12 protein-coding genes are annotated in these 12298 nt (G+C 68.3%); 3 read left to right on the top strand and 9 right to left on the bottom strand.

Going from position 1 to position 12298, the window contains the following annotated elements:
• Positions 1–17 precede the first annotated feature (17 nt).
• Entirely contained in the window at positions 18–902 is an 885-nt protein-coding gene (puhE, locus tag LV780_RS04340) for a putative photosynthetic complex assembly protein PuhE (RefSeq protein ID WP_108221394.1), read from the top strand.
• Between the two features lie 327 nt (positions 903–1229).
• Positions 1230–1697, top strand: a complete 468-nt coding sequence (locus LV780_RS04335) for a c-type cytochrome (RefSeq protein WP_011908037.1) — start codon at positions 1230–1232, stop codon at positions 1695–1697.
• 76 nt (positions 1698–1773) lie between these two features.
• Here the strand turns inward: LV780_RS04335 and urtE are convergent, their stop codons facing one another.
• The 8 genes from urtE to ureE all read right to left on the bottom strand — a co-directional run bounded on the left by urtE (position 1774) and on the right by ureE (position 9882).
• Positions 1774–2469: an urea ABC transporter ATP-binding subunit UrtE gene (urtE, locus tag LV780_RS04330; RefSeq protein WP_101340586.1), complete on the bottom strand. Its 696-nt coding sequence runs from the start codon at positions 2467–2469 to the stop codon at positions 1774–1776.
• Position 2470: 1 nt separating this feature from the next.
• Positions 2471–3214 carry an urea ABC transporter ATP-binding protein UrtD gene (gene urtD / locus LV780_RS04325; protein WP_011908035.1) on the bottom strand — a complete coding sequence of 248 codons (744 nt, stop codon included), beginning with the start codon at positions 3212–3214 and terminating at the stop codon, positions 2471–2473.
• Complete coding sequence (gene urtC, locus LV780_RS04320; RefSeq protein ID WP_108221392.1) at positions 3211–4443, bottom strand: urea ABC transporter permease subunit UrtC; 1233 nt, start codon at positions 4441–4443, stop codon at positions 3211–3213. Before urtC ends, urtD begins: the two co-directional genes overlap by 4 nt.
• A 33-nt stretch (positions 4444–4476) precedes the next feature.
• Positions 4477–6405 carry an urea ABC transporter permease subunit UrtB gene (gene urtB / locus LV780_RS04315; protein ID WP_108221391.1) on the bottom strand — a complete coding sequence of 643 codons (1929 nt, stop codon included), beginning with the start codon at positions 6403–6405 and terminating at the stop codon, positions 4477–4479.
• 99 nt (positions 6406–6504) lie between these two features.
• Positions 6505–7785 carry an urea ABC transporter substrate-binding protein gene (urtA, locus tag LV780_RS04310; protein WP_108221390.1) on the bottom strand — a complete coding sequence of 427 codons (1281 nt, stop codon included), beginning with the start codon at positions 7783–7785 and terminating at the stop codon, positions 6505–6507.
• A 299-nt stretch (positions 7786–8084) separates the two neighbouring features.
• Positions 8085–8708: an urease accessory protein UreG gene (gene ureG / locus LV780_RS04305; protein WP_011908031.1), complete on the bottom strand. Its 624-nt coding sequence runs from the start codon at positions 8706–8708 to the stop codon at positions 8085–8087.
• The gene (locus LV780_RS04300) at positions 8705–9337 is read right to left on the bottom strand and encodes an urease accessory protein UreF (protein ID WP_011908030.1); all 633 of its coding nucleotides are present in this window, start codon (positions 9335–9337) and stop codon (positions 8705–8707) included. Before LV780_RS04300 ends, ureG begins: the two co-directional genes overlap by 4 nt.
• Positions 9334–9882: an urease accessory protein UreE gene (gene ureE, locus LV780_RS04295; RefSeq protein WP_011908029.1), complete on the bottom strand. Its 549-nt coding sequence runs from the start codon at positions 9880–9882 to the stop codon at positions 9334–9336. Before ureE ends, LV780_RS04300 begins: the two co-directional genes overlap by 4 nt.
• Positions 9883–9969: 87 nt before the next feature.
• Here ureE and LV780_RS04290 point away from each other — a divergent pair, with 87 nt between their 5' ends.
• A complete protein-coding gene (locus tag LV780_RS04290; RefSeq protein WP_108221389.1) occupies positions 9970–10284 on the top strand; it encodes a hypothetical protein in 315 nt (104 codons plus the stop codon).
• Positions 10285–10339: 55 nt separating this feature from the next.
• Here LV780_RS04290 and ureC read toward each other — a convergent pair whose 3' ends face one another.
• Positions 10340–12046 carry an urease subunit alpha gene (gene ureC / locus LV780_RS04285; protein ID WP_108221388.1) on the bottom strand — a complete coding sequence of 569 codons (1707 nt, stop codon included), beginning with the start codon at positions 12044–12046 and terminating at the stop codon, positions 10340–10342.
• Between the last annotated feature and the right edge of the window lie 252 nt (positions 12047–12298).

Here is a 12298-nt window from a genome sequence, read left to right as displayed (position 1 = left end):
CGGCTGGGTGGCCGCTGATGCTTACGAGTCCCTGGGTCGTTGCCCTGTCGGCCATCTTCGTCTGGTGGTTCTCCACCGGCATCCTGCTCTGGCGGGTGCGCCACGCCGACAACCGCGGACCCGAGTCGCACCTGACGTCGGTCATCATCGGCCTGCCGATGCTGTTCGCGGGCGCCTGGGGCTATGTTCACACGTTGCAGGATGCAACGGTGCAGGGGGTCTATGTGGCCTTCCTGTCCTCGCTCGCCGTCTGGGGCTGGATCGAGCTTGCCTTCCTGTCCGGCGTGATCACCGGGCCGAACACCGACCCCTGTCCGACCCATGCCGGGCCGCTCGAGCGGTTCCTGCGCGCCGTCGGCACGGTCCTGTGGCACGAGATCGTGCTGGTGACGGTTCTGGTGGCCATGGCCATGCATGCCGGCGACGCGCCGAACCGCTTCGGCCTCTGGACCTTCCTGATCCTCTTCGTGGCGCGGGTCTCGGCCAAGCTGAACCTCTACCTGGGCGTGCCCTACATCAACGTCGAGTTCCTGCCCTCGACCCTGGCCCATCTGTCGAGCTACTTCCGCCGCACGCGGATGAACCATTTCTTTCCGCTGTCGGTGACGCTGCTGACCTTCGCCACCGGCTGCTGGGTCGAGCGCGCGATCTCGTCCGGCGGCACGAGCCATCGGGAAGTGGGCTTCTGGCTGCTCGCCGCCCTGACCGCGCTCGCCGTTCTTGAACATTGGTTCATGGTGGTGAACCTGCAGGACCGCAAGCTGTGGAAATGGATGATGCCCGAGCGGCGGTCGCCCGGCGCGCGCGCCTTCCGGCCCGCACCCGCGCCCCTGCCGGTGCGCCGCGCCGAGGCCAAGCTGCTCAAGGAAGAGGCGAAGGGGGCGCTGCTCAAATCGAGGTGAGGCAGGCCCCTCCGCACATTCTGCGGCAATCCGTCATATAATTCAGGACGTGGGCGGGCGGCATAGTCCCCTGCGTCCGAACAGCCCGGCAGGAAGTTCATGTCAGCCGCCTCGAAACCGCAAGCACCTTTGGGCTCCGCAGGTCCGGCTCTTCCCCGAAGCTACCGGGCGCTCCGCCCGTTCCCCGTTCCCGCCGCCTCCCGTGGCCGTTGCGCAACCTTTTTCCAGATGCCATGGATGATCGGGGGCGCGCGTTCCGCAGTATTGAGTATGTGCCGGCGGCACCCGATATTATCGCAATCATCTACCCATACAGGGAGGATACCCATGAAGTTCGAAATCAAGGCTCTCGCGGCCATCGCCGCACTCGCCGCCGCCCCGGCGCTCGCTCAGGAAGGCGACGCCGCGGCCGGTGAGAAGGCCTTCAACCAGTGCCAGACCTGCCACGTCATCGTGGACGATGCCGGCACCACCATCGCCGGGCGCAACGCCAAGACCGGCCCGAACCTCTATGGCGTGCCGGGCCGTCAGGCCGGCACCCGTGAGGATTTCAAAGGCTACGGTAAGGACCTTGTCGCGGCGGGCGAAAGCGGGCTGGTCTGGAACGAAGAGCAGTTCACCGCCTACACCAAGGACCCCACCGCCTTCCTGAAAGAGTACACCGACAACTCGAAGGCCCGCGGGAAGATGACCTACAAGGTCCGCAAGGAAGAAGACGCCCACAACATCTGGGCCTATCTCGTGTCCGTCTCGCCCGCCGCCGAAGAGGCCCCGGCCGAAGCCGCGACCAACTGATCGCGTTCCCGACGCGAAGAGGGGCCGGCAAGCTCGCCGGCCCCTTTGTCATGCCGCGGCTCAGGACGATCGGCCGTCAGACCGAAACGGCCTGCCGCACCCGGTCACGCCCCAGTTCGGCCTTGGTGCCCGCCACATCGACCGATCCGCGCTTGAGCACATAGAAGCGGTCGGCGAGCCCGTAGGCGAACTCGAAATACTGCTCGACCAGGATGATCGCCATGTCGCCCTTCCCGCGCAGATACGAGATCACGCGGCCGATCTGCTGGATGATGTTGGGCTGGATGCCCTCGGTCGGCTCGTCGAGGAGCAGAAGCCTCGGCTTCATGATCAGGGCGCGGGCAATGGCCAGCTGCTGCTGCTGCCCGCCGGAGAGGTCCCCGCCCCGCCGGTGCGCCATGTCCTTCAGCACCGGGAACAGCTCGTAGATCTCGTCCGGGATGCGGTGCTCGGATCGCGGCAGGACGGCAAAGCCGGTCTCGAGATTCTCCGTCACCGTCAGCAGCGGGAAGATCATCCGCCCCTGCGGCACGAACCCCAGCCTGCGCCGCGCCATGGCCTGCGGCGGCAGCCGTGGCAGCTCTTCGCCATCAAGGATCACGCGCCCGCCCGATCGCGGATGCGCCCCCGCGATGGCCTTGAGCAGCGAGGTCTTGCCCACGCCGTTGGTGCCCATGATGCAGGTCACCTCGCCCGCGCGGGCCTCCATGTCGATCCCGTAAAGGATCTGGCTGCCGCCGTAATGCAGGGTCAGCCCTTCGGTCTTCAGCATCTCATCCCCGCCCCAGATAGACTTCGATCACGGCCGGGTTCTTCGTCACATGGTCAAGGCTGCCCTCGGCCAGAACCGAGCCCTCGTGCAGCACCGTCACCTTGCAGTTCAGCCGGCGCACGAACTCCATGTCATGCTCCACCACCACCACGGCGCGGGTCTTCGCCATCTCGACCAGAAGCGCCGTGGTATGTTCGCGCTCGGCCAGCGTCATGCCGGCGGCGGGCTCGTCCACCAGCAGAAGCCGCGGCTCCTGCGCGAGAAGCATCCCGATCTCGAGCCATTGTTTCTGCCCATGGCTCAGCTCGCCCGACTTGCGCGCGAGATGATCGCCAAGCCCCACCTCGGCCGCCAGTTCCTCGACGCGGGCGGCGTCGCGACCCGATGGACGGAAGAAGAGCACCGAAAAGGGCGAGCGCGGCTTCTTCAGCGCCATCATCAGGTTGTCGAAGACCGTCTGATCCTCGAACACCGTGGGGCGCTGGAACTTGCGCCCGATTCCCTCCTGCGCGATCCGCGACTCGGACAAGGCGAGCAGCGAGACCGAGCGTTCGCCGAAGGTCACCGAGCCTTCGTCGGGCCGGGTCTTGCCGGTCACGATGTCCATGAAGGTGGTCTTGCCGGCGCCGTTCGGCCCGATGATGGCGCGCAACTCCTGCGCGCCGATGTTGAAGGACAGGTTGTTGATGGCGCGGAAGCCGTCGAAGGTGACCGAGACGCCCGAAACCTCGAGAAGCGCGCTCATTCCGTGGCCTCCCTCTCCTGCAGCGCGCCTTCGGCGGGCCCGAGCGGTGCCCCGCGCCGCGCCGGATGGCGGAGGCCCGCGGCCCAGTCGAACAGCCCGCCGATCCCCTGCGGAGCAAGGAGCGTGACCAGCACGAAGGCGAGCCCCAGCAGGATCTGCCACCAGTCCACCCACTGGATCGTGGCGAAGCCGAGGTTCACGTCCGGCGCCCGCCCCCCGGTGAACCAGGTCGAGAGCAGCGAGACGAACGCCGCGCCGATCACGGCCCCGTAGAGCCTCCCCCGCCCGCCGATCGCCACCCAGACCGCCAGATAGATCGAGGCGATGGGCGCCAGCTCGGCCGGGTTGATGATCCCGGCCTGCGGATAGTAGAGCGCGCCCGCAACCGCCGCGACCACCGCCGTAAAGGTGAAGATGAAGAGCTTGTAGCCCTCGACCGAATAGCCGAGGAAGCGCACGCGCTGCTCGTCATCCCGGATCGCGCGCAGGACCGAGCCGAACTTGCCCGACACCAGCCAGGCCGCGAGCAGATAGCCCAGTGCCAGCGCCGCGGCCGAGGCCCAGAAGAACCAGACCGACAGCCGGTCCTGCGACACGCCGCCGAGGCCGGGGATGTTCTGAAGCCCCGAGAGCCCGTTGTTGCCGCGCAGGCCCGAGTCGTTCTGGAAGAGATGCAGCGCGAGGGCGAGGGTCATGGCCTGCGTGAGGATGGAGAGATAGACGCCCGTCACCCGGCTGCGGAAGGCCAGCCATCCGAAGGCGAGCGCCAGCAGACCGGGCACGAGCACCACGAGCGCAAGTTGCAGGGGCAGGCTGTGGGCGAAGGTCCAGACCGCGGGCAGTTCGGCCCCGCCGACCACGCCGAAGATCTGACTGGCCACCCCGTTCGAGATCTCCTGCGGTGTGGCCGGCAGCGGCGCGTTCGCCAGCGCCTGCACCACGATCTCCTCGGTGCGGGCATACATCAGCCACATGCCGATCATGTAGCCGCCGAGCGCGAAGAAGGCCATGTGGCCAAGGCTGAGGATGCCGGCATAGCCCCAGACCAGATCCATCGCGAGCGCCACGAGGCAGAGGCAGAGCGTCTTGCCCAGTGTCTTGATGAAGGAGGTCGAGAGGAAGGCGCTGCCATAGGCGTGCGACAGGAGCGTCACCCCCAGCGTGAACAGCGCGAGGATCAGCAGGAACACCAGCACCGAGGGGTTGCGGGAAAGGAAGCCCTGTCTCATGGCAGGCGGCCCCAGAGGTTCGTCGGGCGCATGTCAGTCTCCTGCGGCGCGGCCCTTGAGGGCGATGATCCCCCGCGGCCGGAACTGGATGAAGATGATGATGAGAAGGATCATGTAGGTCTGGGCCGCAAGCGTGTTCGAGGGGTTCAGCCACTCGATGCCCTTCTGCGCGCCGCCGATCATCGCGGCCCCCGCAAGCGTGCCCCAGATGTTGCCCACGCCGCCCACGACCACGGTCATGAAGCTCTGCACGATATAGTCCTGCCCCAGCTCCGAGGTGACCTTGGCGAAGAGGCCGATGGCCACCCCCGCGACGCCCGCGATGCCCGAGCCGAGGCCGAAGGTCAGCATGTTGATCCGGTCGGGGTTGATCCCCATGGAGGCCGCCATCGACGGGTTCTGCGTCACCGCGCGGACCTCGAGCCCGAGGCGCGTCCGCTTCATGATGATGAGGAAGACGCCAAGGAAGATCAGGGCCAGGACGAAGATCGCGATGCGGATGTAGCTGATCGACACCACGTCGTTGAAGCTCAGCGCGCCGTCGAGCCAGGCGGGCGCGGTCAGCGGCCGGGCCTGGGTGCCGAAGATGTTCTTGGCCAGCTGCTGGAGCGCGATCGAGATCCCGAAGGTGGCAAGCAACGTCTCCAGCGGGCGGCGGTAGAGGTGGCGGATCACCAGCCGCTCCATCGCCACGCCGGCGGCGAAGGTGACGGCGAAGGCGAGCGGCAGCGCCACAAGGATCGAGATCGTGTAATCGGCGATCCAGAGTTGCGTCACGTAGCCGGTGTAGGCGCCCATCATGATGAACTCGCCATGCGCCATGTTGATCACCCGCATGACGCCGAAGGTGATGGCGAGGCCGATGGCGGCGAGGAAATAGATCGAGGCGAGCGAGGCCGCATCAAGCGCGAGGTCCGCCGCCTGCATAAGGCCCACGGTGCGGCCGATCCGGGTCAGCGCGGCGCTGGCGGCCTCGGTCACCGCCCGGTCGGGCTCGGCATAGACCTCTGCGAAGCGGTGGGCCTCGAGCGCGGCCGTCACCTCGTCCTCGGTCGCGGCGGCGGGCACGGCGCCCTGCGCTTCCAGCGCGGTATAGGCACGGTCGCGCGCCTCCTGGCTGTCGAGATCGGCGACCGGGATGCCGGCCGCCTGACCGTCGCGAATCTGGCCCACCAGTGTCTCGCGCTGCGCCTGCAGGGTGAGGCGCGCGGGGGCATCGCCCTGCGCCACCAGCAGGTCATAGGCTTCTTCGCGCGTCAGATCACGTCCGGGCACCAAGTTGCGGGCAATGTTCAGGTTTTCCGCCTCGCCCCGGATCGCCAGGCGGCGCGTGGCAACCAACGGATTGAGCGCCGCGCGCAGGTCGAGACCCAGATCGGCGCCGAAGCTATCGATGGCCGCCACCCGCTCTTCGGGCGTCGCGCCGAAGCGCAGCGTCAGCAGCCGCTCCAGCCGGGCCAGCGCCGGATCGGGCGTCTGGGCCAGCGCGGCGCGCAGCGGCTCCAGATGCTCGGCCGAGGGGTCGCGGGCGATGGACTCCATGGCCGCCGAGCGCCGTGCCGGATCGGGGTCGGCCAACTGGAAGCGGACCAGCGCGGTCGCGATCAGGCCGCGGACGCCGCTGTTCGGGCGCAGTTGGTCGATCTCGGCCCTGGCGGCGGTGCCGGCGGGGGCGCCGTCGAGGTCGGTCAGCGCCCAGCCGCCCTCGGCCGGGGCGATCAGGAAGAAGGCGCCATCCGCCGCGCGCAGGCCGAGGCCGCGGTTGGCCCAGGCATCGAGGATGGTAACCGCGGCGGGATCGCCCGAGGCCGCCAGCGCCTCGATCACCGGCCCGATGGTCTGGCGCGAGGCCCTTTCCACCAGCGCCCGGTTTTCGGACAGGATCTGCGCGGCGGGCGTGCCCTGCGCATGAACGGAGAGCGGCGCGAGCACCACCGCCAGAAGGATCAGGACAAACCGCATTCAAACCTCGGTCTCACGGTCGGGGGCGACGGTGCGGCGCCCCCGCTGTCGGCATGACGGCCGCGGCGGCGGGGACGGCGCGGGGCCGCCCCCGGCCGGTCAGTAGTTCGACTTGATCTGGACGCAGGTCTTGGTCTCGGTGTTGTACATGCCGCAATCCAGCGTCTTCCAGTCCGACTCGAGCACGGCGGATTCGGGCAGGAAGTCGGTCCAGGCGTCGCCCGGCACCGGCTCGGTCTGCGAGACGATGTCGAACTGGCCGTCGTCCATGATCTCGCCGATCAGCACGGGCTTGGTCAGGTGGTGGTTCGGCAGCATCTCGGCCTCGGAGCCGGTGAGGTTCGGGAATTTCTGCCCGATCATCGCATCGGCCACCGGGTCCACGTCGGTCGTGCCGGCCTCGGTGACCGCGTTCACCCACATGTTGAAGCCGATGTAGGTGGCTTCCATCGGGTCGTTCGTCACCCGCTTCTCGCCCATCCGGGCCTTCCAGTCCGTGATGAAGGCCTCGTTCTCGGGGCTTTCGGCGGACTGGAAGTAGTTCCAGGCGGCGAGGTGCCCCACGAGGTTCGACGTGTCGAGACCCGAAAGCTCCTCCTCGCCGACGGAGAAGGCCACCACGGGGATGTCGTCGGCCGAAATGCCGGCGGCGGCCAGCTCCTTGTAGAAGCCGATGTTGGCGTCGCCGTTGATGGTCGAGATCACGCCCACCTTCTTGCCGTCAGCACCCAGCGCCTTCACGTCGGCCACGATCTTCGACCAGTCGGAATGGCCGAAGGGGGTGTAGTTCACGAAGATGTCGCCCTTGGCGATGCCCTTCTGCTGCAGGTAGCTTTCGAGGATGTTGTTCGTGGTGCGCGGATAGACGTAGTCGGTGCCAAGGAGCGCGAACTTCTCGACGCCCAGTTCCTCGAGGAAGTAATCCACCGCCGGAATCGCCTGCTGGTTCGGCGCGGCGCCCGTGTAGAAGACGTTCTTCGAGGATTCCTCGCCCTCATACTGGACGGGATAGAACAGCAGGCCATTCAGCTCCTCGATCACCGGCAGCACCGACTTGCGGCTGACGGAGGTCCAGCAGCCGAAGATCACGTCCACGTCGTTGACGGTCAGAAGCTCGCGCGCCTTCTCGGCAAAGAGCGGCCAATCCGAGGCGGGGTCCACCACCACCGCCTCGAGCTTCTTGCCGAGCAGGCCGCCCTTGGCGTTCTGCTGATCGACGAGCATCAGGACCGTGTCCTTCAGCGTCGTCTCGGAAATCGCCATCGTGCCCGAGAGCGAATGGAGCACGCCGATCTTGATCGTGTCCTGCTGAGCGAGCGCCGCGCCCGCCAGCGACAGGCCCAGCGCCGTGCCGATCAGATATCCCCTGAACATCTTCATGGTCCTGTTCCCTGTTTCAGCAAGGCTCCGCCCGTCCGGTCCCGGTGGGCCGGTCGCGATTCTCGAGCCTTGGCAGTCCCCTGTTGATCCGCCGCGGGGCTGTTTGCCCGCGGGCGCCGGATCGCCTCGCGGACGATCCTCGCGGGATCAGATGACGTCGGGGCGCCGGAGCGGGCAAGACAGCGAGACCAAGCCCGCCGGACGATGGGCGAGAATGCCCGTCTTTTCATCAGAAGCGGGCGCCACGTCCAAGGATCAGGCAGCGGTCGCGCCGGTGTGGCGCGGAATCGGCCAGCTGCTTATTCCTGAGGCAGGAGTTGGAGCCCGCCCTCACGCTCGAGGAAGGCCACGATCTCGGCCACGCCCGCCCCCCGGCGAAGCTGCGCCATGACATAGGGTCTCCGGCCTCGCGCCGTCTTCGTGTCCTCTTCGAGCAGGCGAAGATCGACGCCCACATGGGGCGCGAGATCGGTCTTGTTGACAACCAGCAGATCCGAGCGCGCGAGGCCGGGCCCCCGCTTGCGCGGGATGTCCTGCCCGGCGGCCGTGTCGATCACATAGAGGGTGAGGTCGGCCAGTTCCGGGCTGAAGGTCGCGGCGAGATTGTCGCCCCCCGACTCGATCAGGATCAGGTCGAGGTCGGGAAAGGCACGCCGCAGATCGGCCACGGCGGCGAGGTTGATCGAGGCATCCTCGCGGATCGCGGTATGGGGGCAGCCTCCGGTCTCGACCCCGCGGATCCGCTCGGCCGGCAGCACCTGCGCCCGCATCAGCGCCTCGGCGTCCTCGCGCGTGTAGATGTCGTTGGTGATGACCGCCATCGAGCAGCGATGCGCCAGCGCCGCGCAGAGTTTTTCGGTCAGGGTGGTCTTGCCGGCGCCCACCGGGCCGCCGATTCCCACCCGCAGGGGTCCGTGGCTCATGTCTTGAAGATCCTCACTTGCTGGGTTTCGTGCCGCATGGCCGCAAGGTCGCCGCGGACGGCCGCGCTGCCGATCGCCTCGATCGGCGCCTCCGCCGACTCGCGCGCGATCTCCTCGATCAGCGGATGCAGGCTGGACAGGATCGCCTGCCCCTCGGTCTGGCCGAGCGGGACGAATCGCACCGCCGCCGAGACCAGATTGGCGGCGAAGGCATGGAGCGTCAGCTCCAGCACCTCGGTCACCGGCCGACCGAGCGCGGCCGCCGCCTGCCCGATCGCCACCGGCAGGGGCCGCGGCGGCAGCGCGCGCCCGGTCAGCGCCGCCGTGGTGGCCGCAAAGGCCGCCCCCTGCTCCTCGGTCTCGCGCAGCCGTTCGGCCGAAGGCGCCAGAGCGCGCGCCAGATCCGAGAGCGCCTCGAGATCATGGCCCTTCAGAGCGTGGGCGAGCAGGATCGCATCCGTCCGCCCGGACCCGAAGCGCAGGATGTCGGCGACCCACTGTTCCACGCCGGCCGCATCCTGCACCTCGCCCTCGGCGATCGCCCATTCCAGCCCATGCGAATAGGCGAAGGCCCCGGTCGGGAAGGCCGGCGAGAGCCACTGGACGAGCGTGAGCAGCGCGCGGCTCATGCCGGGTCGGCGTCGGGCGTCTCGTCCTCGTCGGCCTTGCGCGAGATGTGAACATGGACATGCGGGTGGTGATGATCATGGTCATGCGCGGGGCCATGATCGTGGCCCATCGTGCGGCCGTGGCCGTAGGCGCCGCCTTCGGGCCGGAACGGCTCGGTTCTCGGCTCGAGGCTGAGGCCCAGGCCCCGCAGCATCCCTTCGAGCACATGGTCGCGGCGGATCACCAGCCGGTCCGGCTCGATCTGGCAGGGCGTGTGTCGGTTGCCGATGTGCCAGGCGGCCCGCAGGATCGGCCCGGTTATCGAGACCACCTCTTCCTCGGCCGCGCACACCTCGATCAGACGGCCGTCGGCCAGCTCGAAGGCGTCGCCCTCGTCAAGGCTGGTCGTCTCGGGCAGATCCACAAGGAACCCGTCGCCCGCAACGGTCTCGAGGCGCTTGCGGCGCAGGAACCGCTCGTCATAGCCGAGCTGCACGCGGCCCGCGGCCACGCCCGTCCATTCACCCTGTCTCAGCAGCCGGCGTGCCTGGGGAAGCTCGGTCATGGAAGGTCCTTTCTCTGCTCCGGCGTCAGCGATTCGTTAAGGGACGGCCGGTTATGTGTCGGGAACAGAATGGCAACGGGGGCAGACATGCACAAGTCGAAGGCGGCCAGCCCGGCGGACGAACTGGGAGAGGTGCGGGCGGCCATCGCGCGTTTGCGGCTGCGAGAGGCTCGGCTCTGTGCCCGGATCCTTGCGGCACCGGATGACGAGATGGAAGGCCGGCACTTCCGCGCCGAAGTGGCCGAGCGGCGGTTCCGCCTGTTCGACACCGCCCGTCTGCCCGAAGCGGTCCTGGCCGACCCCCGCTACTGGAGCGAGAGCGTCACGCGGGAGGTGCGCTGTCTGCCCGCCGCCGTGGGTCCGGCCCGCCCGCCTGTCCCCGCCCTGCGCGCCGTGCATTAGGCGCGGCGGTCCGCCGCAGGCCGACCCTCCCGCGCCTGCCCCGCCACGGCCGGCCTCAGTACAGGAAGTAGCGTTGGGCAAGCGGCAACTCGGCCAGCGGCTGGCAGGTCAGGATCTCTCCATCCGCGCGCACCTCGTAGGTTTCGGGATTGACCTCGATGGCCGGCCGGTGGGCGTTGAGCTTCATGTCGGCCTTGCCGATCCCTCGCGTCCCTTCGACGGCCAGGGTCCCCTTCTGCAACCGCAGCCGCTCGCCGACGCCGTCGGCCTGGGCCGCCTGCGACACGAACGTGACGGCACTGGCATGAAGTGCCCCGCCGAAGGCCCCGAACATGGGCCGCGAATAGAAGGGCTGCGCCGGGATCGACCCGTTCGGATCGCCCATCTGCGCGCAGACGATCATGCCTCCCAGAAGCACCATGTCGGGCTTGGCCCCAAAGAAGGCGGGCGTCCAGAGCACGAGATCGGCGCGTTTTCCCTCTTCCACGCTGCCGATATGGCGCGAGAGGCCATGCGCAATTGCCGGGTTGATCGTATATTTCGCGATGTAGCGGCGCACCCGCATGTTGTCGTTCGCGCCGGTCTCCTCGGCCAGACGCCCGCGCTGCACCTTCATCTTGTGCGCCGTCTGCCAGGTGCGGGTGATGACCTCGCCCACCCGCCCCATCGCCTGGCTGTCCGACGAGATCACCGAGAAGGCGCCCATGTCGTGCAGGATGTCCTCGGCGGCGATGGTCTCCTTGCGGATGCGGCTCTCGGCGAAGGCCACGTCCTCGGGGATCGAACGGTCGAGGTGGTGGCAGACCATCAGCATGTCGAGATGCTCCTCCACCGTGTTGGCGGTGTAGGGCATCGTCGGGTTGGTCGAGGAGGGGATGACGTTCGCCGCCCCCACCACCTTGATGATGTCGGGCGCGTGGCCGCCGCCCGCCCCCTCGGTATGGAAGGCGTGGATGGTGCGCCCGCCGATCGCGGCCAGCGTGTTCTCGACGAAGCCCGATTCGTTCAGCGTGTCGGTATGGATCATCACCTGCACATCCATTCGGTCGGCGACCGTCAGGCAGCAGTCGATGGCGGCGGGGGTGGTGCCCCAGTCCTCGTGCAGCTTCAGACAGGAGGCGCCGGCGCGGACCTGCTCCTCGAGTGCCGCGGGAAGCGAGGCGTTGCCCTTCCCCGCGAAGGCGAGGTTGATCGGAAAGGCATCAGCCGCCTGCAGCATCCGCCCGATGTGCCAGGGCCCCGGCGTGCAGGTGGTGGCGAGGGTGCCATGTGCGGGCCCCGTGCCGCCGCCGAGCATGGTGGTGATGCCGGAATGCAGCGAATCCTCGATCTGCTGCGGGCAGATGAAGTGGATATGGGCGTCCATTCCGCCGGCTGTGAGGATCCGCCCCTCGCCCGCGATGATCTCGGTGCCCGGCCCGATCACGATGTCCACCCCCGGCTGGGTGTCGGGGTTGCCGGCCTTGCCGATCTTCGCGATCCGCCCGTCGCGCAGGCCGACATCCGCCTTGTAGATCCCGCTCCAGTCCAGGATGAGCGCGTTGGTGATGACCGTGTCCATCGCACCGTCCGCCCGGGTGCGCTGGCTCTGGCCCATGCCGTCGCGGATCACCTTGCCGCCGCCGAACTTCACCTCCTCGCCGTAGGTGGTCAGGTCGCGCTCGACCTCGATGATCAGGTCGGTGTCGCCCAGCCTCAGCCGGTCGCCGGTGGTGGGGCCGAACATGGCGGCGTAGGTCGAACGCGAGATGGAAGCAGGCATGAACCCTCCTTGGCGCTAGCGGGAGTGGGGCGTGTCCGCCCCGTGCGGCGATGGACACAGGCGGGCGTGCAACCCGACATTGGCGCGCCGGGTGCGGTGACCCTAGGTCGCCTCCGCCCCGCACGGCCCGCGCCGGATGTGAGGGAGGCATCCCGAGACGGATCAGCACCTGTCTGCGCGCAGGAACCCTCGTCGGAGCGCCGGCCGGACGCGCGCCCGGCCGGCGCAAGACAGGCGCCGAGGGGTCCGTCC

The organism is Cereibacter azotoformans (genome assembly GCF_021391315.1).
Taxonomy (GTDB): domain Bacteria; phylum Pseudomonadota; class Alphaproteobacteria; order Rhodobacterales; family Rhodobacteraceae; genus Cereibacter_A; species Cereibacter_A azotoformans.
This window is presented reverse-complemented; position numbering and strand designations above follow the sequence as displayed.

Coding starts and splice junctions, on each gene's coding strand:
- puhE (WP_108221394.1), top strand. CDS start 18: ATGCTTACGAGTCCCTGGGTCGTTGCCCTGTCGGCCATCTTCGTCTGG.
- LV780_RS04335 (WP_011908037.1), top strand. CDS start 1,230: ATGAAGTTCGAAATCAAGGCTCTCGCGGCCATCGCCGCACTCGCCGCC.
- urtE (WP_101340586.1), bottom strand. CDS start 2,469: ATGCTGAAGACCGAAGGGCTGACCCTGCATTACGGCGGCAGCCAGATC.
- urtD (WP_011908035.1), bottom strand. CDS start 3,214: ATGAGCGCGCTTCTCGAGGTTTCGGGCGTCTCGGTCACCTTCGACGGC.
- urtC (WP_108221392.1), bottom strand. CDS start 4,443: ATGAGACAGGGCTTCCTTTCCCGCAACCCCTCGGTGCTGGTGTTCCTG.
- urtB (WP_108221391.1), bottom strand. CDS start 6,405: ATGCGGTTTGTCCTGATCCTTCTGGCGGTGGTGCTCGCGCCGCTCTCC.
- urtA (WP_108221390.1), bottom strand. CDS start 7,785: ATGAAGATGTTCAGGGGATATCTGATCGGCACGGCGCTGGGCCTGTCG.
- ureG (WP_011908031.1), bottom strand. CDS start 8,708: ATGAGCCACGGACCCCTGCGGGTGGGAATCGGCGGCCCGGTGGGCGCC.
- LV780_RS04300 (WP_011908030.1), bottom strand. CDS start 9,337: ATGAGCCGCGCGCTGCTCACGCTCGTCCAGTGGCTCTCGCCGGCCTTC.
- ureE (WP_011908029.1), bottom strand. CDS start 9,882: ATGACCGAGCTTCCCCAGGCACGCCGGCTGCTGAGACAGGGTGAATGG.
- LV780_RS04290 (WP_108221389.1), top strand. CDS start 9,970: ATGCACAAGTCGAAGGCGGCCAGCCCGGCGGACGAACTGGGAGAGGTG.
- ureC (WP_108221388.1), bottom strand. CDS start 12,046: ATGCCTGCTTCCATCTCGCGTTCGACCTACGCCGCCATGTTCGGCCCC.